The sequence below is a fragment of the Paenibacillus sp. J22FR83 genome, assembly GCF_059691955.1.
This window is the reverse complement of sequence record NZ_JCAUAM010000032.1, coordinates 1-21,273: the sequence shown is the minus strand read 5'-3', so window position 1 is coordinate 21,273 and position 21,273 is coordinate 1. Positions and strand designations below refer to the sequence as shown.

The 21,273-nt window shown below is 48.1% G+C and carries 18 protein-coding genes; 3 read left to right on the top strand and 15 right to left on the bottom strand.

The window, feature by feature from the left end:
- Window positions 1-8: 8 nt before the first annotated feature.
- The 11 genes from AC58PV_RS33830 to AC58PV_RS33780 all read right to left on the bottom strand — a co-directional run bounded on the left by AC58PV_RS33830 (window position 9) and on the right by AC58PV_RS33780 (window position 12,612).
- Complete coding sequence (locus AC58PV_RS33830) at window positions 9-938, bottom strand: isochorismatase family protein (protein WP_497437385.1); 930 nt, start codon at window positions 936-938, stop codon at window positions 9-11.
- A gap of 31 nt (window positions 939-969) precedes the next feature.
- Window positions 970-2,580 (bottom strand): (2,3-dihydroxybenzoyl)adenylate synthase, encoded by a 1,611-nt coding sequence (locus tag AC58PV_RS33825; RefSeq protein ID WP_497437384.1) that lies wholly within the window; start codon window positions 2,578-2,580, stop codon window positions 970-972.
- Between the two features lie 14 nt (window positions 2,581-2,594).
- Window positions 2,595-3,803, bottom strand: coding sequence for an isochorismate synthase DhbC (dhbC, locus tag AC58PV_RS33820; protein ID WP_497437383.1), 1,209 nt, complete (start codon window positions 3,801-3,803; stop codon window positions 2,595-2,597).
- A 24-nt stretch (window positions 3,804-3,827) separates the two neighbouring features.
- Window positions 3,828-4,580 (bottom strand): 2,3-dihydro-2,3-dihydroxybenzoate dehydrogenase, encoded by a 753-nt coding sequence (gene dhbA / locus AC58PV_RS33815; protein WP_497437381.1) that lies wholly within the window; start codon window positions 4,578-4,580, stop codon window positions 3,828-3,830.
- A gap of 9 nt (window positions 4,581-4,589) precedes the next feature.
- Window positions 4,590-5,462, bottom strand: a complete 873-nt coding sequence (locus AC58PV_RS33810; RefSeq protein WP_497437380.1) for an alpha/beta hydrolase — start codon at window positions 5,460-5,462, stop codon at window positions 4,590-4,592.
- A gap of 347 nt (window positions 5,463-5,809) precedes the next feature.
- On the bottom strand, window positions 5,810-6,838 hold the full coding sequence (locus tag AC58PV_RS33805; protein ID WP_497437418.1) for a FecCD family ABC transporter permease: 1,029 nt from the start codon (window positions 6,836-6,838) through the stop codon (window positions 5,810-5,812).
- Window positions 6,831-7,838, bottom strand: a complete 1,008-nt coding sequence (locus AC58PV_RS33800; protein WP_497437379.1) for a FecCD family ABC transporter permease — start codon at window positions 7,836-7,838, stop codon at window positions 6,831-6,833. Before AC58PV_RS33800 ends, AC58PV_RS33805 begins: the two co-directional genes overlap by 8 nt.
- 4 nt (window positions 7,839-7,842) lie before the next feature.
- Complete coding sequence (locus AC58PV_RS33795; protein ID WP_497437378.1) at window positions 7,843-8,850, bottom strand: ABC transporter substrate-binding protein; 1,008 nt, start codon at window positions 8,848-8,850, stop codon at window positions 7,843-7,845.
- A 100-nt stretch (window positions 8,851-8,950) separates the two neighbouring features.
- Window positions 8,951-10,552, bottom strand: coding sequence for an ABC transporter substrate-binding protein (locus AC58PV_RS33790; RefSeq protein ID WP_497437376.1), 1,602 nt, complete (start codon window positions 10,550-10,552; stop codon window positions 8,951-8,953).
- A gap of 76 nt (window positions 10,553-10,628) precedes the next feature.
- Entirely contained in the window at window positions 10,629-11,312 is a 684-nt protein-coding gene (locus AC58PV_RS33785; RefSeq protein ID WP_497437375.1) for a 4'-phosphopantetheinyl transferase family protein, read from the bottom strand.
- Window positions 11,313-11,478: 166 nt separating this feature from the next.
- Window positions 11,479-12,612: a serine hydrolase domain-containing protein gene (locus AC58PV_RS33780; protein WP_497437374.1), complete on the bottom strand. Its 1,134-nt coding sequence runs from the start codon at window positions 12,610-12,612 to the stop codon at window positions 11,479-11,481.
- A 190-nt stretch (window positions 12,613-12,802) separates the two neighbouring features.
- Between AC58PV_RS33780 and AC58PV_RS33775 the strand changes: the two genes are divergently transcribed.
- On the top strand, window positions 12,803-13,387 hold the full coding sequence (locus tag AC58PV_RS33775; protein WP_497437373.1) for a P-loop nucleotide/nucleoside kinase family protein: 585 nt from the start codon (window positions 12,803-12,805) through the stop codon (window positions 13,385-13,387).
- 86 nt (window positions 13,388-13,473) lie between these two features.
- On the opposite strand, the gene AC58PV_RS33770 is transcribed toward AC58PV_RS33775, so the two are convergent.
- Window positions 13,474-13,626 carry a hypothetical protein gene (locus tag AC58PV_RS33770; protein WP_497437371.1) on the bottom strand — a complete coding sequence of 51 codons (153 nt, stop codon included), beginning with the start codon at window positions 13,624-13,626 and terminating at the stop codon, window positions 13,474-13,476.
- A gap of 396 nt (window positions 13,627-14,022) precedes the next feature.
- On the opposite strand from AC58PV_RS33770, the gene AC58PV_RS33765 reads away from it, so the two are divergent.
- On the top strand, window positions 14,023-15,693 hold the full coding sequence (locus AC58PV_RS33765) for a DUF2339 domain-containing protein (RefSeq protein ID WP_497437370.1): 1,671 nt from the start codon (window positions 14,023-14,025) through the stop codon (window positions 15,691-15,693).
- A gap of 59 nt (window positions 15,694-15,752) precedes the next feature.
- Here the strand turns inward: AC58PV_RS33765 and AC58PV_RS33760 are convergent, their stop codons facing one another.
- Window positions 15,753-17,246, bottom strand: a complete 1,494-nt coding sequence (locus AC58PV_RS33760; RefSeq protein WP_497437369.1) for a sialate O-acetylesterase — start codon at window positions 17,244-17,246, stop codon at window positions 15,753-15,755.
- A gap of 198 nt (window positions 17,247-17,444) precedes the next feature.
- On the opposite strand from AC58PV_RS33760, the gene AC58PV_RS33755 reads away from it, so the two are divergent.
- The gene (locus tag AC58PV_RS33755) at window positions 17,445-18,353 is read left to right on the top strand and encodes an ArsR/SmtB family transcription factor (RefSeq protein WP_497437367.1); all 909 of its coding nucleotides are present in this window, start codon (window positions 17,445-17,447) and stop codon (window positions 18,351-18,353) included.
- A 107-nt stretch (window positions 18,354-18,460) separates the two neighbouring features.
- Here the strand turns inward: AC58PV_RS33755 and AC58PV_RS33750 are convergent, their stop codons facing one another.
- Together AC58PV_RS33750 and AC58PV_RS33745 are read right to left on the bottom strand one after the other, a co-directional pair.
- Entirely contained in the window at window positions 18,461-19,642 is a 1,182-nt protein-coding gene (locus AC58PV_RS33750; protein ID WP_497437366.1) for an MGDG synthase family glycosyltransferase, read from the bottom strand.
- The gene (locus tag AC58PV_RS33745; RefSeq protein WP_497437365.1) at window positions 19,639-20,313 is read right to left on the bottom strand and encodes a phosphatase PAP2 family protein; all 675 of its coding nucleotides are present in this window, start codon (window positions 20,311-20,313) and stop codon (window positions 19,639-19,641) included. The genes AC58PV_RS33750 and AC58PV_RS33745 overlap by 4 nt, the downstream gene beginning before the upstream one ends.
- Window positions 20,314-21,273 lie beyond the last annotated feature (960 nt).

The window sequence follows — 21,273 nt, the reverse complement described above, 5'->3', positions numbered from 1 at the left end:
CAACCTCCTTATTCTCTAGCAAAATAGTCGAGATTCGGCACAGGGATTTGTAACCTGGATGTTAGCAACTTCCACCAACTGGTCAAAGTAGGCTGTTCAGCGAGTTGAGCGAAGGTCACATCGGCTCCCAGACGCCGCCATTGCTCCACTAAACTCATTATCCGTATGGAGTCCAAGCCTCGCTCATTAATGAGATCCTCCTCGTACAAAAAGCTCTCAGGAGATTCATTCATCAGTTCCGCCACCTGTTCACGCACCTCTTCAATGCGAAGAGAATTTCCTTCAGGTGCAGACGCCGGGGCTAGTGCCAAATGACGGAGCACATCTTCCGTTGTCAATGTTACGGCACAGCGCTGCGCCGCATAAGTAAGCGCCATTTGATGATTGTCTAATGAGAAATCAGCCACGGCATCCGCTACAAAAAACGGCTGTATATCCTGCATAAACGCCTCACATGCCGTCATCAAGCAGCCGATATGGGCATAAATGCCGCTGACAATAAGCTGATCCCTGCCGCTGTTCTGCATGATCTCGGCCAGATTGGTTTTGCGAAAACCACTGTACCGCCATTTCGTTAGGACAATATCTCCTTCTTCTGGTGCTAACTCCGGTACGATATGCTTAAGTTCCGGATGATCGTTAATCCCAGTGCCCCAGAAATCAAGGAGCAGACCGCGTTGTTCCGGAGTTTGAGCATCAGGCTGCGCTGTGTAGACAACAGGAATACCGAGCTTCCTGCATTGCTCACGCAGTGCATAAATATGAGCCAACAGCTCATTAACGGGGGATTCCCCCAACGTAAAAGCATTCAAAAAGTATTGCTGCATATCGTGAATAAGCAGCACGGCCCGCTTCGGATCGGGCGTCCATGTTACTTTATTTTGTGGTAAATTAGCTGCTACTGGCATGCTGTAAGGTTGAATTTTGGGAAGAGCCATAGGGTCCACTTCTTTCTTTTTATATGAATGCTTAACGGGTTAACAAGACTTCGCGCAGCGCTTTTTTGCTCACTTTGCCCACGTTCGTTTGTGGAAAGGCATCTACAAATTGGATGCGGTCTGGAATTTTGTAAGGGGCAAGCCCGCGTGTCCGCAGGTAGTTTTTTAGCTCGGCTGCTGTCAATGACTGGTCACTGCGAACGATAATGAACGCACAGGAGCGCTCCCCTAGGAAGGAATCGGGCATAGAAACTAAAGCAGCATCGAAAACACCAGGATGCGACAGCAGATGGTTCTCCACCTCTTCGGCAGCGATTTTGTCACCACCACGATTAATTTGGTCTTTCGCACGGCCTTCTACGACGATATAGCCTGCCTCATTGACCTTAACCAGATCACCTGTCCGATAGAACCCATCTTCCGTAAATGCCTTCGCGTTATGCGCATCGGCTCTATAATAGCCACGGATCGTGTAGGGCCCACGGGTCAATAGCTCGCCTACCTCACCGACGGCAACCTCAACATCGTCCTCATCGACAATACGAATTTCATCCCAGCTCGACATCGGTCGGCCTTGCGTAGTAATAATAATGTCTTCGGGGTCGTCCAACCGTGTATAGTTCACAAGGCCTTCGGCCATACCGTACACCTGCTGCAGCTTGCAGCCGAGGACGGGCTCGACACGACGCGCCGCTTCTTCACTGAACTTGGCTCCACCTACCTGAAGCACTTGTAAGCTGGATAGATCATACGAGCGTGATGCGGCTGCTTCCATCCAGATTAAAGCAAGTGGCGGAACGAGCGCAGCTATCGTTACGCCTTCTTGGGCAATCAACGGAAACGCATCGTCTGGACTTGGCCTTACAGCTAGTACGACTTTCCCGCCTGCATGCAGTGTGCCTAGCACACCAGGAGAGCTTAGCGGGAAGTTGTGCGCTACAGGGAGCGCTGCGAGATACACGCTCTCTTCATTGATTCCGCAGATTTCATTGCTGCGCCGGAAGCTGTACATGTAATCATCATGCGTACGCGGAATCAGCTTGGGTAGTCCCGTGCTTCCGCCCGAAAGCTGAAGGAACGCGACATCGCTGGCTTTTACATCCGGCCATGTTGTACTCGCCTCTTGCAGATTCGTTAGACTTTTCAGGGAACGGAATTGGCCCGGATCGCCAGCAACACAAACATGCTGTAAAGTCGGCACCCGACGCCGAACCTCCTCTGCCAGCGTTCGGTAATCGAAGCCTGCTTCTTGGTCAGGAATGATGTAGGCTACAGCTTCACTCCATTCGCATAAATACTGGATCTCACTCTGGCGATGAAGCGGCAAAGCGAATACGGGGATGGCCCCAATCCGGAATAAGGCAAAAATAACGGTAAAAAACTCATATCGATTAGGAAGCTGTACAACCACGCGATCTTCCTGTTGCAGGCCCAGTTGTAAAAAGCCCGCTGCCAGCTTACTCGCTTCTTGGTCTAATTCAGCGTAGCTATAGCGGACTTCTCCGCTAACGACTGCAATTCGGTCACCATGTTTCGCCGCTCGTTCGGCTAGCATGTCTCCTAGCGTTTGCCCTTGCCATAATCCTTTTGCCCGATACTGCGCGGCAACTTCTTCTGGCCATTGTGGACAATTCGGTAACATAAGATCTCTCCTGTTCATGACTCTTGATTTAAACCCATGGCATGGAGCATCGTTTGAAACTTCGCCGACGTCTCCTTAAGCTCTGCCTCTGCGCTAGATTCCGCTACAACCCCTGCTCCAGCGTATAAGTTCAGCGTTTGATTCTCCGCTACAGCACAGCGTATGGTTACGATCCACTCTCCGTCTCCATTCGCATCACACCAACCTACTAAGCCTGTATAAAAACCCCGATCAAATGGCTCAATATCTTTTATCGCTTCTCTGGCAACCTCCGTTGGCGAGCCGCAAACAGCCGGCGTCGGATGAAGGGCAACGGCAAGAGCCAAAGATGAGACTGACGGATCTATTAATTCCCCCCTTATTTCGGTCGACAAATGCCACATGGTCGACGTTTGCACTAGCGAAGGTGTGGCTGGGACATGCAGTGGATCACAGTAAGGACGCAGTGCCTCTGCCACAGCTTCAATGACTAGCGCGTGTTCGCGCAGATCTTTCGGAGATTGCAGAAGCATCTCTGCCCTTCTTGCATCCTCTACAGGATCTTCGCTTCGAGGTGTCGAGCCCGCAAGTGGATTAACAACAACTTCGCGACCTGTACGAGCAACGAGCAGCTCGGGGCTTGCGCCAATTAAGGTGCTGCTTGTTTTACTTGTTGTCCCACTCGGCAGATCACAAGCAAACGTATAGCCGTGCGTATTACGAATCGCTAAATTGTAAAGCAGCTGCTGCAGATTAATGGGCTGAGGCGAGGTTAGCTTCAAAGTACGTGCCAACACGATTTTATCGAGTTTGCCTGATCGCAGGAGGCTTAAGGCTTTGTTGACGCCCTCCACGTAAACTTCCGGAGCAGGTACAGCTTCAATGTTAAAAAGGGAGCCAATCGGATATCGTTTGCGGTCCTGTTGAGCAAAGCTAAGCGACTCCAGCTTCTGTGTGCTTAGGGGGACAACGAGCTGTGCAGGCTGCATCGGGTCAAAAGGCACAGCTCCCACTAACATGGGCAGGCTCTGTCCTGGTTGTTTCAGCTGTGCCAAGAGGCGCGCTGCCCGATCGGGAAGCGTTTGAAGTTCATTCGCTCCTTCTGAACGAGGCAACACAGCAAGTGTTCCCTGCGCAAGCAAGGTTGCGTTAGGTGAAGCGAAGAAAAACGATTTCCCCGACCGATATTCTGCAAGCAAATCTGCAGCCGTGAGTTTCGTGACCATTTGAGCATTAGCATTCATGTTACTCATCCTCCTTCATTTGGTTCAGACGCCAAGTGTAGCGCCACCATCAATACGTAAATCATGCATCGTCAAATGTCCCGCACGCTCTGACGCCAGGAACAGTATGCTATTCGCAATATCTCTTGGTGTTGCAAGCTTACGCAGCGGGATACCCGTTCGGTATGCCTGCTGTGAGCCTTTGATGGTTCGCTGTGCGCCTTGCTCGTCTGTCCACATCCCACGCAGCATGGGTGTATCCGTCGAGCCCGGTGATACGATGTTGCAACGAATGCCGTACTCAGCAAGCTCGAGTGCCAAGCATTTGGTAAACATCGTCACCGCCGCCTTCGAGGTGGCGTACGCAGCCATATCCATGCGGGGAACCGCTGCGGCATTCGAGCTGACGGTGACAATTGTTCCTCGGCGCCGTGATATCATACGGGTACTCACTGCACGAGAAACGTGGAATACACCGCTGAGATTCACCGCAAGTGTATGCGCCCAATCCTCGTCGGAATAGGAGACGATCGGTCCCATTCGCAGTACGCCAGCCGCATTCACAAGAATATCGATGGGGCCGAGCTGCTGCTCGATGTCGGTGATCGTGCGCTGGACAGCTTGGCTGTCTGAGACATCCACTTGGAACCCCGTTACCCCTTGCATGGCAGACTGTTGAACATCGACGGCTGCGACGCTTGCGCCCTGTTCTGAGAAGGCCTGGGCTACTGCCGCTCCAATTCCTTGCGCGGCTCCAGTTACGACCACGACTTTGCCTTCAAATTCATTCGGATGCATAGACGATTCTCACCCCCTTTGCAGGAAGCGGATAGCACGGCTGACCAATGCAGGAAGCACCGAAACATGCCCCTCCCCTTCAAACTCATAGAAATGAGCATCCAATTTCTCGCTTGGCATAAGTGCTAAGCGTTCATACAGTTCTCTCGCATTCACACCCATATTGCTGGGATGTGCCTTCTCCTGTTCACCAATCGTGATGAGCAGCTTGTGGTGGCTCTGCGCTTGCTCAGGATCTGCTGTATACTGATCTTCTTGTTCGCGAAGAATGGCTTTATTCCAGTGGACCGAAGGACTGCCTGCAATATAGGTTTGAAACGTGTGCGGCTGCGTGAATAACGTTTGCAGCACGAAGAGTCCGCCAAGGGAATGACCGAAGATTGCCTGCTGCTTCGTATTAATCGAATAATCGCATTCGATGCGCGGTTTAAGCGTTTTTTCGATGAAGGATCGAAATGCTTCAGCACCTCCGACTTGTGGCCTAGCCGCCTCTTTGTTGCGTACCGGTAAAGCATCCAGCACTTCTTGCGGTGTCGGCATTGTAAAATCATAAAACCGCGAGGCATCGAACGGCTCTTCCGTCGGATATCCGATTCCAACTACGACGGCAGGATACACACCTGTCTTCTCCGGAATGCGAGATTGTACGCGTAAGGCTTCTACCATCGTGGCAAAAAGCGCATTCGCATCCAGTAGATAAATGACAGGATATCCTTCCGGAGGTGCTTCTCTCGTAGGTTTATGCACATAAATTTGATAGGGCTGTTCTCTAGCTGTGCTATGCAGAAGATATTGCTCCGTGTTCGGTAAGGTAAAAGCCTGACTGACTACTTCCCCTGAGGGTTTTGCGGCCGTAATGGATGAATGGGGTAAATGGGTCATTTAATTTCCTCTCTTCTCCTTTCGTTACATAGTCAACGATAAGGCTGGATCTAGGATGAAGGTATGGTGTTACAAATGAGATTGCACCGAATTTAATTGATAATGATTCTCATTATTGGTTATTATAAAGTATGGTTAACACATCGACCATGAACGATATCCACATAATGGAATGGAGAATGTACAGATCGAAGTATGAGCTTGAAGCAGAGAATAACCCTCTTGCCCAAGTTGACGCTCAGAACATACGAAATGGGGATTTCAGCTGCCTTGTCCTGCCCCTCAGAGGGCTATCAGCCCCAACCAACACAAAAGCCGCCCCCTCACAGGGGCGGCTCCACCAATCTCTATCGGCGATGCTTATTCCGATAGAGCAGCCAAACGAAGTACGGCACGCCAATAATGGCGATGACGACGCCGACGGGCATCTCCACTGGCGCGAACGCCATTTTGGCGATGAAATCGGAGATCATCACCAAGAGCGCGCCAACAATCGCGCTGACCGGCAGCAGCCGGCGATGCGTGATGCCGACGAGTCGGCGAGCGATATGCGGCGCCATGAGGCCAATAAACCCGATGCCGCCGGAGACGGATACGCAGGCACTAACAATACCGATGCTGCTGAGCAGCAGGATCGCTTTCTCTTTGTCCACGGCTGCGCCAAGCCCGCGGACGCTCTCTTCATTCAGCTGGAACACATCCAGCACAAGAGACCGCCATATGAGAACTGGAGTCAGCAACAACAGCCATGGCAGCATGGAGATGATATACTTCCAGTTCGCGCTATAAATGCTGCCCGATACCCAGACGGCGGCCATCTCGAAATCTTTGGCATTCATTTTGAGCGTAATGAATACCGTTACTGCGGATAAGCCCGATGCGATCGCGATCCCTGTCAGCAGAAGCCGCTGCGAGTCTAGCCGTCCGCTCTTTTGAGAGAAGATATAGATGAGAAGCGCTGCGCCCAGGCCACCTATCAAGCCAACAAGAGGCATGGCCAGAATGGCTCCCCAGCTCGTTCCCTTCACTTTCCCTTGAAAGAAGAACAGGAAGATAACCATCGCCATCCCCGCTCCCGCGTTAATACCCAGGATGCCAGGATCGGCCAAGTTATTCCTAGTCAAGCTCTGCACAACCGTTCCCGCCATCCCTAACCCCATCCCTACCAACAGGGCAATAACGATACGGGGGAGTCGGAACTCCAGAATCACCAGATCATAATCATGCTGTGGATCAATTCGCAACAGGGTCTTAAAAACATCCTTCAACGTGATGTCGAAGGCCCCATTCGTTAGCGAGATATAGGCAGTCAGAAGCAGTAACCCTATCCCCAACAATACTTGTATTACGTAGTAGCGATCACTTCTTTTACCGATTGGACTCCCCTCCTCGCGTACGGATGAGATAGAGGAAGAATGGTACGCCGAGTATAGCGGTAACGACACCGATCGGCATCTCGAATGGATAGTTGAGGAATCGGCTTAGCACATCACACAACCCTAAGAATACAGCACCGATTACAGCTGAACACGGAATAATCCATTTATAATCGATCCCCGTTAGAAACCGAGTAATATGCGGAACGAGCAGGCCGACGAATCCTATTTTACCTGCAATAGCCACAGATATCCCCGTCAACAATACGACGCTTAATGTCGTTAATATTTTCACTTGCGTCGTTTTCTGCCCCAAAGATACAGCAATTTCATCCCCTAATGAGAAGATCGTTACCGACTTTGACATCCAAAATGCAAGCCCCAAGCCTACGACTGCAAAAGGAATCGCCAGTATAATCAACTTCGGTTCCAATTGATGCAAGCGGGCGTTATACCAGAAGCTAATGTTCTGGGATACTTGGAAATACATCGCGATCGCCGCTGACACACTGCTCAGAAATGTGCCTATCAACGTGCCTAGAATCGCTAATCGGACAGGTGACAATCCTCCAGGCAACAGCGAGGCTAGGCCGAATACTATAAAAATACTTAACGCAGAGCCAGCAAAAGAGGCCATAATCATGGCCATCATAGAGGAATACGGTGCAATGACCATACACACGGTAACTGCGAATGCCGAACCATCAGATATACCCATGATTGAAGGGGATGCCAGATAATTCCTGGTCATCCCCTGCATGAGAGCGCCCGACACCGCCAGGAAAGCACCGACGAGCAGTGCCCCAATAACCCTGGGTAGTCTAGCATGTCTAATAATCTGATGATCGACATTGCCTGGATCAAAGTTCACAAATGCCTCAATGATACGGCTAATGTCAATGCTTTTGGCCCCATAAGTTATGGACAGCACGATCGTAAATACGATCGCGAAAGGTGCTGCCGCTAAGATAAGGGTTGGTGCGGGAACTCTCCATTTCATAGCTCTACTTTGCTCCAATTATTTTAGAGCTATTAATCGCTTCTAGGAATTTAATTTTGCTATAAGCTGTACCACCTTGTAAGAGTGGATCTACCAGATTCGTATATAATTGGTCATTTTTAACGGCATTAATGTTTTTGAAGATCGGGTTGTTTTTCAAATCTTCAAACACTTTCGGCGTATCCTTGTTCTCTTCTTCGGAGAATTCCACAATCAAGTAATCCGGGTTCATCTCAGAGAGCTTCTCAAGCGAGATATTCGCTTGTGCTTTCGCTGCTTTAACTTCAGCTGGAACCGTTGCACCTAATTCAGCATAGATGGATGGATTGAAGAATACATCCTCCGGATAGATGAATAGGCTGCCTGAACGAACGCGAAGAGCTACTACTTTTTTATCTTTGAAAATAGGACCGATTTTCGTTTTCAAAGCTGCCGAATCCGCTTTATACTTATCAAGCACTTGCTTCGCTTTATCTTGCTTGCCTGTCAACTCACCAAGTAACGTCAAGTTATTCTCCCAATCTGTAGCGATGTGGGATACCGGAATCGTTGGCCCGATTTTGGAAATTTTCTCAATCGTCTCCGCAGGGAATTTCGTGCTCATCAGAATAACATCTGGTTTCAACTTCAGAATCGTTTCAAGGTTCGGCTGCGTTTTCTCCCCTACGCCCTCTGCCTTATCTGTAATTGGTGCGAAGACTGCTGGGAATTTGCCTCCAACCGTTAGTGCACCAACGGGTTTCACATCTAACAATAAAGCATCTTCCAATGACTCAAGCGCACCTGTGATAACAAGTTTCTCCGCTTTCGCAGGAACTGTGTACTCTTTACCCACGTATTTGATGACTCTTGGCCCGGATGGCGTTGCAGTTGGAGCAACTGTAGGAGCGACGGAAGCGGTTGGCGCTGTTGTACCTGCTGCTGCAGGAGCTGTTTCCGTTTTCCCTCCGCCACATGCCGTCAATCCTAATAGAACCAATGTCGTAATACCGATCGTTGCTAACTTTTTCATTTTGAATAAATCCCCTCTCTATCCACTACGAATGATAATCATTCTCATCAAATTATAAAAGAAGTTGCCCATGTCGAACATGGACAATATACGGAAAATCTCATGTACGATTGTCACATAAGAGCTCATGCATATCTTGCACCATCCGCTCCATGGCATAAGCTGAGTACTCTCTCCACGGATCTGAGGAGATGAGATAAACCCTATTTCTGCGTACGACTTTGAAATCCTGCCACAACATGGAGGTTCGAATTCGTTCCCAATGCTGCAAAGTCTCAGATTCCTGCCGAATGTTGAGCAACAAGTGATCCATATCTAATTGAGCCAGCTCCTCGAGCGTCAAACTGTGATTAGCCTCGAATTGCTCGATCCCGCATGGCGCTTCCAAAGCTAGATCTTCAAACACATCTCGCATCCCGCGCGTTGGAAATAGAAAGAAACTCTCGCCAAGCAGGCTAACAAATAACACCGTTTCATTCTGCAGTTCTTCTTCCAGCCGCTCTCGCACGAGCTTTACTTTGCGATTATAGCCATCGATCCAAACAACGGCTTCATCTAAGGCACCTACAATCTCCGCTGTTGCGTGCAGCTGTTCTTGCCAGCTTTTATCATACAGAGGGACGATATGAACGGGAGCAATTTGTGACAAGCGTTCCTTCTCCTGAACTTCCAGTTGGTCCGTACTAATGATGTAATCCACATGACTGTTCGCCAGGGCATTCACGTTGGTCTCCCAATCCTCGTTAAACCGATACCCACTTAAATGCAAAGGGATGTCTGTGCGATAGTTGTTGTAATAGTAGGAACTCCATTTGGGGTGTAAGGGAGCAGCGAAGGGCATGATTTTGAGCGCAAGTAATTGCCCTAGCACCGTTGAGGAGTAAGCAACGATTCGTTGTCGACGATTTTTTAGATAAACAGTCGGCGAGACACCTACCTCTTTCTTGAACATGCGGCTAAAATAAAACTCATCATTATAGCCCACTTGGTAGGCAACATCTTTCAAACGCACATCCGTATGCAACATCAGCTGCTTCGCCATGTTTACCCTGACTTCCGTCAAATAATCGATGGCTGTTTTACCATATGTTTTTTTGAATAGACTCACATAATATTTCGGACTAATTTCGGCCATGCGCGCGAGTTGTTCAATCGTCATACTTTCTCGATAATGGGCTTCAATAAATCTCTTGGTACGATCCATAGCGGCGCGTGAGTCCAATTTGACATTATGACGAATGTGCGTCATTACCCAATGTATCAATTCTAGAAAAACAGGCTGACCTCGAAATCGCTCTACAGCGCTTTCACTTCGACTGCAGAGACAGAGCTGCTCACAGAGCTGATTAAGCATGCTCTCCATATGAATGGGCAGCTCGCCTAAAAGAGGGAAATTCACTTGTTCGTCAGAGGTATCGCCATGAATATCAAACGTAATTAAATACAACTCCGAGTTCTGTCCTTCACAAAAGCCTATGGTTTGTCCAGGCTCCACGACATGTATCGTGTCAGGTTCCATACGATAGGTTTCCAAATCTATTCTTAAATGGCCTTCACCTTGCTTGACAACCATCATGCAGTAGGAAGACATAAACTGCTGCGTCAATTTCCCCTCTTGAACGAGCTGCGCAGTACGGAATTTAAGCCATATATGATCAAGGCGAAGGAACGTGTCTTCATCTTTAGTAAATACTTCAGACAAGATAGCAGCCCCTCTCTTTTTTTTGAAAATGAGAATCATTATCAACTTAAAATTTAGCATAGAAAGAGAAGCCCTGTCAACGATTGACAGACCTTATCTTCGTTAAAATTTGAGAGATGTCTACACATTCTGGCTCATATCCGCTAACGGATGGCTTGCAGCATGTCGTTAGGACATAAGCGGCTTCGTTCACATCCGAATACACGCTTAAATCAAAGGATTTCAGTTGCCACGCTTCATCCCCTATTTGTTTATGCCCCTCGACCCCGTCTGCGCTCATGACCGAGAAATCGGTCAGTGGCAGCGACAGCCCTTGGCCCACAGCCTTGATATAACTTTCCTTGGCTGTCCAAACCTGATAGAAACGCAGTTGCTTTTCTTTGTATTGGGCGGCCTCCATCACGTAACGATACTCATCCTCCGAGAAAAAGGATCGAGCAATTCCTTCTTCGAAGTCTTGCACTCGTTCCACATCGACGCCTACGGGTTTGCTGTCTACGAAACACGCCACCCACTCACCAGCATGTGATACGTTAAAATGGTACTGACTCACGCCGCTGAGCAGCGGTTTACCGAAAGCATTGTACTCGAATCGGATGCGAGCATTTTCCATGTGAAGATCATCCATGATTCTGCTGCGAAGCAGCAGATCCGCCCCTAGTCCTCGAAGCAAGTCCTCTCGGTGGCGAAAGCGATGTAGACGTGCTCGCTTCTCTTCTGAAATATATGTGAGTCCTTCAGCGACGGCTTCGGGTGACATCGAGGCCAGCCGTAAAATAAATAAACCTGGTATAGGGATCACCTCATTGATATAACCGAAATGTCGATCTTAGCACCTTTCACATTCGGCTCACAACTCTCAAATCCTGCTTCCCCTATCTGCACAAAAAAAAGCCACCATCTCGCGATGTGCGGCTTGTCTATGTTTACATAGGCGTGGATGCTGCGAAGCGCTGTATCGCTTGCTGCAATTGTTCAAAGGCTGTGGGGTTCTCAGCAAGTGGTTTGTTCGACCTTACAGCCTGCAGCACGTGGTGCAATAGGCTTTCTGGCATATCTACATCGCCCGAGTTGGCTGTCAATGCAACGATCATCTTCAATTCCGGAATACCGAAGATACGTCGACCGCCTGAACCGGATGCATAGAAAATATCCAATTCTTTGCGACTACTCTTGTTCAGACCCTTGGCAAGCGATTTGGTCCACCAATAATACCCATAAGATCCTTGCGTGCCATTACTATAATTTAAAGTAACTCGCTTCATGAATGATGTGCGAATCCAAGATTGGGGAATAATCGACTTCCCTTCCCATTGTCCATTATTCAGATACAACGAACCTATCTTCGCCATGTCAGCAAGCGATAACGCTAATGCCCACGCGCCAATTGTAATTCCTTGATGATCATGATTCCAGTTCACATTCGTTATCCCAAGCGGTTCGAATAACCGCGATTTCGCATAGTCAAACATGGTCATACCCGTTACTTTGCCGATTACTGCAGAGAGTAAATGAGCATCGCCGTTCGAATAGTTGAACACCGCACCAGGCTCGTGTTGAGCTGGACGATTTAGAATATAGGCCACCCAATCCGGTGCATGCATCATCTCATTGGATGATTGTTCTTGATCATTATCCCAGGAAAGTCCTGAAGTCATGCTAAGCAGATGCTTCAGTTGAATCTTTGATTTTATAGGATCATTCTCGAGCTCTGGGAAAAATGCAGCCAGACGCTGTTCTGGACTCTTCAGCTTGCCCTCATTTAAAGCAATCCCGATTAAGGCGGATGTTACGCCTTTGGTAACTGATTTCATATCTTGCAGAATGGAAGGCTCAATCCCTTCCTTACATGCATCTGCCACCCATACACCGTTCCGAATAACGGCTATACTGTGCACACCATGATCAAGGAAAACGTCAAAAGTCTTAGCTAACGTAGCTGAGTATAATCCTTGTGCCTCAGGCGTTGATGTTGGCCAGCCATGTGTGGGCCATTGTGCTGATGGACGGGATGTTGCTTCCATACTACTTCGTAGTGGACTAGTCACATTTGTTAACACAAGATCGTCCCTTCCAGTTTGGTTTTCCCCTTTTTCCCTGTAATATACCGAAAAAGTGTGAAGCAAATGTGGTGTGAATCTTAAGAATAGCTTAATTTAGCTGAAAGTTTCCTGAAAATCTGTGTTGGAAACGCTCTTATGTTACAATTCATTGAACACTTACATATCCCCCAGATTTCGGAGGTTACCAATGCGCCAATTCATATTCTTCATCGGGCCTGCAGGTGCAGGCAAAACAACACTAGCCAGAGCTTGGGTGCGCCGACATGGCGGAGCTTTCTTGGATATGGACACATTGCTGCGCCCCGCGGCAGAAGCGATCATGACCCTTGCTGGGCAAGACCCCAGCGATCGGGATTCGCCATTTTATAAGCAGCACTGCCGTGATTTAGGCTATCGCATCACGATGGATGCGGCCCTTGAACAGCTCACACTTGATCAGGATGCGATCGTGATCGGGCCTTTCACCAAAGAGCAGGGAGACCCGCAGTGGTTGGAAGGCGAGTTAGCTCGCATCGGAGCTTCTATAGAGGATGTCCGTGTTAAGGTGATTTATGCGTATTTACCGAGTGAGGACGTTTATAAGGAGCGTATTCGCTTAAGGGGATCGGCACTTGATGTATGGAAGCTGGACAACTGGCAGCAATTCCGTACTTCGCTGCAGCGCAGAGAAGTTACCTGGCGGATGAAACCATCATCTCTCCTCTATTGGGATAATTCAGAGCCTTTATCAGAGGCTAGGAAAGCGGAGTTAGCTGCTTTTATCCTAACTTGATTAGGAATGCAAAAAGGGCTGTCCCAAGGTTCTAAATAGACCTTTGGAGACAGCCCTTTCGTGCATGTCCTATGGTGTCATGAAACTTAAAATCCCGATTCCAGGTAATCGTCATGAAGATCGAAAATAGGAATATCCGGCTCCTGATTCGGATCTATGACCGATACGCCATCCGTTGTCGTGACATGCCAATCTTCGTTAGAGCTGAGAACTTCGTTTAAGAGAGCATCAATATCCATGGGCTGCATTCCTTCCATCATGTACCTAAGGGTGTAGCCCTATTATTGGTGATGAGGGGTATGTTTATTCAGCTGGCGTTATGAAACCATCCTATTCGCTAGTCTGATAGAGAATTAGAAAGATTAGCGTTATGGGATGGCGTTATTTTACCTAAATGGCCCAATTTCACTCACTTTAATCGAAATAGCGTTATATCGCAATGCTATTATTCGTAGGACATGCAGAATGGAGCAAATAGCGTTATGGCAGAATGCTATCCCCCATCCATGGCCGATGCCCACTCTCCGTATGGTACTACAACAGAATAGTACTTATTTCCTCCATCATATACTGTTATCCTAAGTGTATAAACATTTGCCCGAAATTTACCACTGAGCTTAAGGGAGGTTGCTTCTTTGGACATTCATCATCGCTTTGATAACTTAGAAAAGAGAGTGATCGAGCTCGAGAAAGAACTCGCACTATTAAAGCAAAGCCAACCAACTGACAACAAAATAAGTCATCCTCATTCTAGTCCTAATTCTAATTTTAATCCCGCTCCTGTTCACGTTCCGCCCCTTGCACCACCTAAACAGGAAGTCATTAAACAAGAGACCGACTGGGAGCACCTCATTGCCAGGGTATGGCTGCCGAGGATTTTTATGTTCGTACTTCTGATCGGTATCGTATGGGGATTCAAAGCGGCGGTTGACAATGGTCTCCTCACAGAACAGATGCGCTGTGCGATTGGCTATGTGGTCGGTGGATGCTTTGTCTTCCTCGGATTCAAACAACACAAGGCTAACCGTCCACTGCTGGCACAAGCCTTATTAGGCGGCTCCATCGGATTGTTCATGCTAACCACTTTTGCCTGCCATCAGTTGTATGAACTTATCGGGGCACCTCTTGCGTTCACCCTGAATGTAGTATGGGTAGTCTTAGGCTTATGGTTTTCACACAAATTGAAATCACAATCCTTAGCGATAATCGCAAGTGCAGCAGGCGTTTTGACGCCTTTCTTATTAAATAGTAACAACCCTTCCCCCCTATTTTTCGTTAGTTATGAGACGTTGTTATTTGTAAGTTTTATGCTGTATGCGATACGCAAACAATTTGTTGGCTTATTTTACACTTCTTTCGGTCTATTGCCTCTCGCATTGTTCATTTTTGGCCTAGGTGTACATGGGGATACAAAGTATGCGGCCATTGGGATGTTAGCCCAGCAAGTTGCTTTGCTAGCGACGGTCTGTTTGAAAAGCCCCACAATGAATCATCAACTTCGATTACTCATTCCGAGTTTTGCGTTCACCGCCATTTGGTTTAAAGTGGCTTACACCGATACGCAATTCAACGTTGCCATGGTTGCCACGTGTATAGGCTATGCCTTGATCTCCTACTGGTTCAGCAGAAAGGCACAAGAGAAGTTGCCTTATACGATGACGATAGCATCCTATGCTTTGCTTTTCTACTCGGCTAACTACTTTAGTGATGATGCGTTACCTGGCTTCTTATTGGTTGAGGGAATGATTGCGCTGTTACTTGGTTTTATCGTGAAATCTGGATTACAGAAAATCAACGGACTCATCATCTATGCACTCGCTTTTGCAACGGCATTGGGTACAATCTCTGAAGGTATGAGCAGCATCATGTCGATCGTCATGTTAATATGGCTGCTTCTATTAGCAACCCTGGCGGGTATGATTGCCATCATATCGCATTTCGGGGTCGGTACCCCTACGAAGAAAACTCTAATCTTCCTTAAGTATGGACTTGGATTCCTAATCTTGTGTTTTATAACCGATGTAACACAAACCTTGACACACGATTTCAGTGTGAATAGTCAACATCTGTGTGTCTCGACGGTGTGGGTGCTATACGCGATTAGTGTGATTACCTATGGACTCAAGAAAGAAGTCAAACCAATAAGACTCACGGGATTAGCGTTATTATTCCTAACTTTAATGAAGGTCATTTTCATGGATTTGCCCAATGTCTCCCTGACAATCAAAGCAATCATGTTCATTGGACTTGGTTTCATCGGGCTATTATTGTCTCGCTTCTTCTACAAGAAGTCATCCAGCACGTGAATACTTCCCTAAAGTTGCACAAAAGGCGTTCACTCCAGAGAGTGGACGCCTCTAATCTTTTATTTGCGTGTAGAATGCGTACGAAATGGCCCCGCTGGCAAACCAAGTCCGTTTACTAAATTGGCCTCCGTGTAATTCGCCCAAGCATATCGCACCTGCGCTGGCTTCGTGATCTCTGGATGCCACACTTGAACGGTACCGCCAACGATGTTCGCTTCCGCGGTCAGGAATTGACCTTCCTCCGCGGCAATTTGGAAGCCGATGAGTTGCTCACTCCCCTCAGAAAGTCCTAATCCCCCATCCGTGTGATCAAAATGAAGCACAATCCGCCCCTCTTCGATCTGCAGCTCACGGTACACAGGGCCAGAGCTCGTAAGCTTTTTCCCGTAGACATGCTCCAAAGCTGTTAGGGCAAGGCGCTGCCCGACGGTCCGCTTATCTCGCGGATGAATATCATCCCGTTCCCCACAATCTATGGTGATAGCCATGCCCGTATGTGGGACGCGCTCGTTCACGATCGCTTGGGACTCGCGCAGCAACGGCCATGTTTCACCGTCGGGTTTACCCTCCGAACTGAAGGATGTCAATTGGACGAAGTGGAAGGGAAGCTTATCATTGTGCCAGAGTGAACGCCAATTATGGATAAGGCCTGTCAGCAGCTTATCGTACATGTCCGCACGGCCTGCATCACTTTCACCTTGATAGAATAGGAACCCCTTTAGACCGTAAGGTACGATTTTGAGCAGCATGGTCTCGTAGAGACCACAAGGTCTCATTGGATTATGAGGATTCATTGGCGGCGGCCATGGATAGCCCCCTAGTTCCTCTGGCGTAGCTCCCGCTGCTTTGCGCTTCTCATAGTCTCCTGTTGCTTGATCATACGCTCGTTGGACACTCTCAAAGGCGACCCAATCGAAATCCTTGGTCTCTTCTGCAAATGTATCTAGATACACCTCCAGTTCAGCGTGCTGACGAATCGTCGACTCACTTACCCAACATGCCGCTGAGGTGCCGCCCCAGTTGCAACCAATAATGCCAACAGGTACGCCCTCCGAGGCATGAATATGCTGGGCAAAATGATACGCAACCGCTGAGAAATCCGGCACATGCTCAGGCAGTGCCTTATTCCAGGAAGCGATCATCGGTGTTTCAACTGCAGGATCTTCCCATTCCACTTTGGGGACTTCGAAGTAACGAATGAGAGGGAAATTCGCTTCCGCGATATCCGCTTGAGCGTGACTCGTATCTCGGACTTTCCACTCCATGTTGGATTGTCCACCAGCTAGCCAAACATCGCCAAAGTAAACGTCCCCAACAGAGGCAAGTTGTTCCCCCTCGGAGCTGACCGTTAGGATATATGGACCTCCCGCTTCGAATGCAGGCAGTATCGCCTGCCATTTGCCGCCTGTGCTGATGGTCTGCACCTGATGTCCTTGGCACTCCAAGGTTAACTGCATCCCATCGGGGCCTGTTCCCCAGACAGGGTTTGCTTGATTCCGTTGCAAAATCATTCCATCAGAGAAAATCGCATGAAGTTGAAAGCGGTTGCTCATTACTACACCTCTTTACCTAAAATTGGATAATAGCTCATAATACTCATGATACACTATTTCCTAAAGGAAGTGCGCTTGTTCTCTTTCAAATGTCATACTTATTCAATTGCTAGACTGATAACAAACATTTAAGTTGTTTAAATAACCTACAGGTTATACAATAGTAAGAAATATGCTTACAAAGTTGAGGTTTTCCCTATGCAAATTGAGGTTTCATCCAAAAATATGCCCTTCCTGGAGTGCTTCTCATCGGAGACTCGCGTGAAGATGATTGAACTCCTTGGCGAAGCGCCATTAAATATTAAACAGCTATCCCAGCGACTCGAGATTTCGTCGGCCATCGTGACGAAGCATATTCAGAAGCTGGAGCAAGCTGGCATCGTGCGATCGGAGAACGTAGTTGGCGTGCGCGGCACGCAGAAGATCTGCTACCTACAGCTTGAACAGGCTACGCTGCAATTCAAGTCGAAGAAGCCTTATGAGCATCCGACAACGACGATTGCCATTCCTATCGGCCAATACTCAGCTTTCGACGTGAATCCGACGTGTGGCTTGGCTTCCCCAACGCAGCTAATTGGCGTGCTCGATGATCCGCGATACTTTGCTGATCCGCAGCATGTTCAAGCAGGCATTCTCTGGTTCGGCAGCGGGTATGTGGAGTATCGCATCCCGAATTTTTTCCATAGCAACCAGAAGCTTCGGTCACTGGAGATTTCATTTGAGATCTGCTCGGAAGCTCCTGGCTTTAACGAGAATTGGCCTTCGGATATTTCTTTTTCAATTAACGATAAGCCGCTTGGACAGTGGACCTGCCCAGGTGATTTCGGTAAACACAGAGGCGTCCTCACCCCCGACTGGTGGGGAAATGGCAATACGCAACACGGTCTGTTGAAAATTATTACAGTGAATCCCCAAGGTTCCTTTCTAGATGGTATGCAAATCTCAGCGACTACCATTCACGACCTGAATATCTTATTCTCGCAAGATATTCATTTCCGAATTGCCTCCTTAGTAACTTCTGCGAATTGTGGCGGTGTTACACTATTCGGCAAACAATTCGGCAACTATGCCCAAGATATTATCGTGACGATGCAAGAGGACAAGTAGCCCTCCTCCAACGGGAGCAAATAAATAACCCTGTTTCACTACCTCATTCGAGGGAGGAAACAGGGTTATTCTGTACTTGAAACGAGCTCTGCGAGAAGGCATCTATGCTACACATTCGCATAAGAGAATTGCAAGCCATCCTGAATTGGGAGATAGTGATGCTCCGTTTCCAAAATCGCATCTACCGTGCGAAGCACATCGGGTTGGCGATGGCTCATCTGTGCATTCTTTTTCAGCTTGAGCAAAAGGGATTGATTCGCAATGACCTCTAACAGTTGGCTCTTCATCTCGGCTGCGTTCTTCACTTCCACAGCTGCGCCAATGCCAACGAGATAGGCAGCATTTGCCTGCTCTTGACCTGGAATTGGCTTATACAGCATCATCGGCAGATCTAACGCAAGCGCCTCAGAAACGGTAAGCCCCCCTGGCTTCGTCACGATCAGATCAGACAGCGCCATCAGCTCATGCACATGATCGACGAACCCCGTCACCATCACATGATGGTGCGTATTGGAGCCGCCCAGCTCCTCCTCCAAATGCTGTTTCAGCTTCTCATTGCGACCGCAGACGAAAACAAATTGCACAGGCTCCCTCAATTCATCCGACTGGAGCACAGATTTGAACGATTTTCCGATTAGCCCATGGCCCCCACCCATGACAAGGACAGTTGGCATGTCACGGTGCAAGCCGTATTTATCACGCAGCTCCTCACGATTGTAGGTTTGTGTGAAAGGCATGCGAAGCGGTATCCCCGTTACCACGATGCGCTGTTCAGGAATCGCATACCGCAGGAGTGCCTGCTTCACATGCTCTGCCCCAACCAGATACTTATCCGTCCCCGGATGAATCCAGTAGCTGTGATCGGTATAGTCGGTGATGACCGTCACGGTCGGCACGATCGTAAGTCCATTACATTTGAGATAAGACATCGCTGCCGCAGCACCTGGGAACGTACACACGACTTCCGTGGGCGCTTCCTCATCTAATAGATCCAGCATACGATCTGTGCTGAATGATTTCATTTTTTTGAACAAATGGGATAACGCTGTATCATGTCTGGTCTTGTGATAGAGAAAACCGTACACGGACGGCAAGCTTTTCACCCATTGCATATAACAATATTTCCCGAACCCATGCAGATACGGATGCGTCCACGCCAAATAATCGACGACCTTCACTTCCATATCCGGTCTATACATACGCACCGCTTCAAGAATCGCTTGTGCTGCTTTATTGTGCCCATCGCCAAGACTGCCCGTTAGTATCAAAAGCTTTCCTTTGCTCCTCATTGCTTCAGTCCCCTTTCGAGCTTATCCTGCCGCGCACTAGCAGCGGTCGACCCAGTTAGCCACGCTCTTCTACTTCTCTCCACTGCATAGACGACTCCTTCAGCCACTAGCACTGCACCTACGATATCCATTAGCACATGCTGCTTAACGAACAATGTCGATACAATGATTAAAATGGACATCCCCGCCGTTATCATTTTGTATCGCAACGCTATCGGTACCGATCTAAGATAAGCTCTCATCATCAGATAAGCCGTTAGCACGTGTGTACTTGGAAAACAGTTAAACGGTTGATCCGAGCGATATACCCACTGGACCGTCCGCAGCAGCCAATTACTGCCTATAATATCCGGCCGCGGCACGGTTGTCTGATATATAGCATAGACGCTATAACACAAAAGCAAACCTATGATGAATTCCACGAGTGTCTGGAAATAATTCGAGCGATCTCGATACGCCAAATAAAGAAAACCTGCGGCAAGAAAGACATACCACAATAAATAAGGAACCACGAAGCCTTCGATAAAAGGTATCTGTCGATCAAGATCCGTCATTAAACTGTACGCTGTTCCATTATCTTGATTTAAATGTATATAAATGAGCCCCACTAACGGGATCATAAGTAGTCCGCTGCATGCTAGCAAATAGGACATCCAGGCTTTTGTTCTCATGCCAAATCCTCGCTCTCCTCTACGTTATCTCTATCATAAAGGAGTAAAGCCGTCTGCTGAACGAACCAAGGTACTGTCTTTCGTTAGCCAAAGGTCGTGAAGAAACCTAGACCAAAGGCGGAGTTGTCCACGTCCTCACTTGCATATAGGGTCAGAATGGACGCGTATAGAAGTTAGCATTTTAGCTCCTGTTAGAACAGCCGCCTCTGTTACAGCAATATTACAGTAATGTTACAACATCATACAGCATACCAAATCACACGCGGAAAAGCACCTTCTACGGCATCACGAAGAGCAAGATTCGTCCTGCCACCTTGTATATCCATCAACTGTGCTAATTGGCATCATGGCTAAAAGAGTACTCGTTCTCCACTTGTGGATAAGTTCGGCTGTGGATATGTGCATAAGCATAGAAATATCTTACCCACAGCCTCATTTGTGGACATGTTGATACTGTGGGTAATTTTGGGGATAAGTGCGTATAAGGTCGATTTACAAGGTAAATTCGGGGGTAAAAAGAGGGAGGAAGGCGGTAGGATGGGATGAAAGAAGCGAGGGTAGTGAGAAGAGAGTAGAGAAGAAAGAGATGGGATTGCTGTGTGTAGATATTGGCGTGTGGTGGGGTAATGGATTGTGTGGTGGGGTAATGGATTGTGTGGTGTAAAGAGTGACTTGTGGTGGGGATGAATTTGTGCGGCTCGGGGAGTGACGGCTTCACACCACAACACGTCCCTCCAACTAACTGGATTTTCTTCATCTAATTTCGGCCTTTTCCAACGAAATCAAGCATTAGATGGAAAATCTACAGCTATTTCGGGCCGCTGGAGGAAAAAGAGGGAGAAAGCTTCAAATTGTAGAGTGAAAGGCTGGGTTTACCAGCCTCTCCTCATCAAACCGTGCGTGAGGTTTTCCCTCACACGGCTTTCCGACGTTCTTCACCTTGGATATTACGGTAATTTC

Excerpts from the sequence above, each read along its gene's own strand:
- AC58PV_RS33830 (WP_497437385.1), bottom strand. The coding sequence starts at position 938 with ATGGCTCTTCCCAAAATTCAACCTTACAGCATGCCAGTAGCAGCTAAT.
- AC58PV_RS33825 (WP_497437384.1), bottom strand. The coding sequence starts at position 2,580 with ATGTTACCGAATTGTCCACAATGGCCAGAAGAAGTTGCCGCGCAGTAT.
- dhbC (WP_497437383.1), bottom strand. The coding sequence starts at position 3,803 with ATGAATGCTAATGCTCAAATGGTCACGAAACTCACGGCTGCAGATTTG.
- dhbA (WP_497437381.1), bottom strand. The coding sequence starts at position 4,580 with ATGCATCCGAATGAATTTGAAGGCAAAGTCGTGGTCGTAACTGGAGCC.
- AC58PV_RS33810 (WP_497437380.1), bottom strand. The coding sequence starts at position 5,462 with ATGACCCATTTACCCCATTCATCCATTACGGCCGCAAAACCCTCAGGG.
- AC58PV_RS33800 (WP_497437379.1), bottom strand. The coding sequence starts at position 7,838 with ATGAAATGGAGAGTTCCCGCACCAACCCTTATCTTAGCGGCAGCACCT.
- AC58PV_RS33795 (WP_497437378.1), bottom strand. The coding sequence starts at position 8,850 with ATGAAAAAGTTAGCAACGATCGGTATTACGACATTGGTTCTATTAGGA.
- AC58PV_RS33785 (WP_497437375.1), bottom strand. The coding sequence starts at position 11,312 with ATGTCACCCGAAGCCGTCGCTGAAGGACTCACATATATTTCAGAAGAG.
- AC58PV_RS33775 (WP_497437373.1), top strand. The coding sequence starts at position 12,803 with ATGCGCCAATTCATATTCTTCATCGGGCCTGCAGGTGCAGGCAAAACA.
- AC58PV_RS33770 (WP_497437371.1), bottom strand. The coding sequence starts at position 13,626 with ATGGATATTGATGCTCTCTTAAACGAAGTTCTCAGCTCTAACGAAGAT.
- AC58PV_RS33760 (WP_497437369.1), bottom strand. The coding sequence starts at position 17,246 with ATGAGCAACCGCTTTCAACTTCATGCGATTTTCTCTGATGGAATGATT.
- AC58PV_RS33755 (WP_497437367.1), top strand. The coding sequence starts at position 17,445 with ATGCAAATTGAGGTTTCATCCAAAAATATGCCCTTCCTGGAGTGCTTC.
- AC58PV_RS33750 (WP_497437366.1), bottom strand. The coding sequence starts at position 19,642 with ATGAGGAGCAAAGGAAAGCTTTTGATACTAACGGGCAGTCTTGGCGAT.
- AC58PV_RS33745 (WP_497437365.1), bottom strand. The coding sequence starts at position 20,313 with ATGAGAACAAAAGCCTGGATGTCCTATTTGCTAGCATGCAGCGGACTA.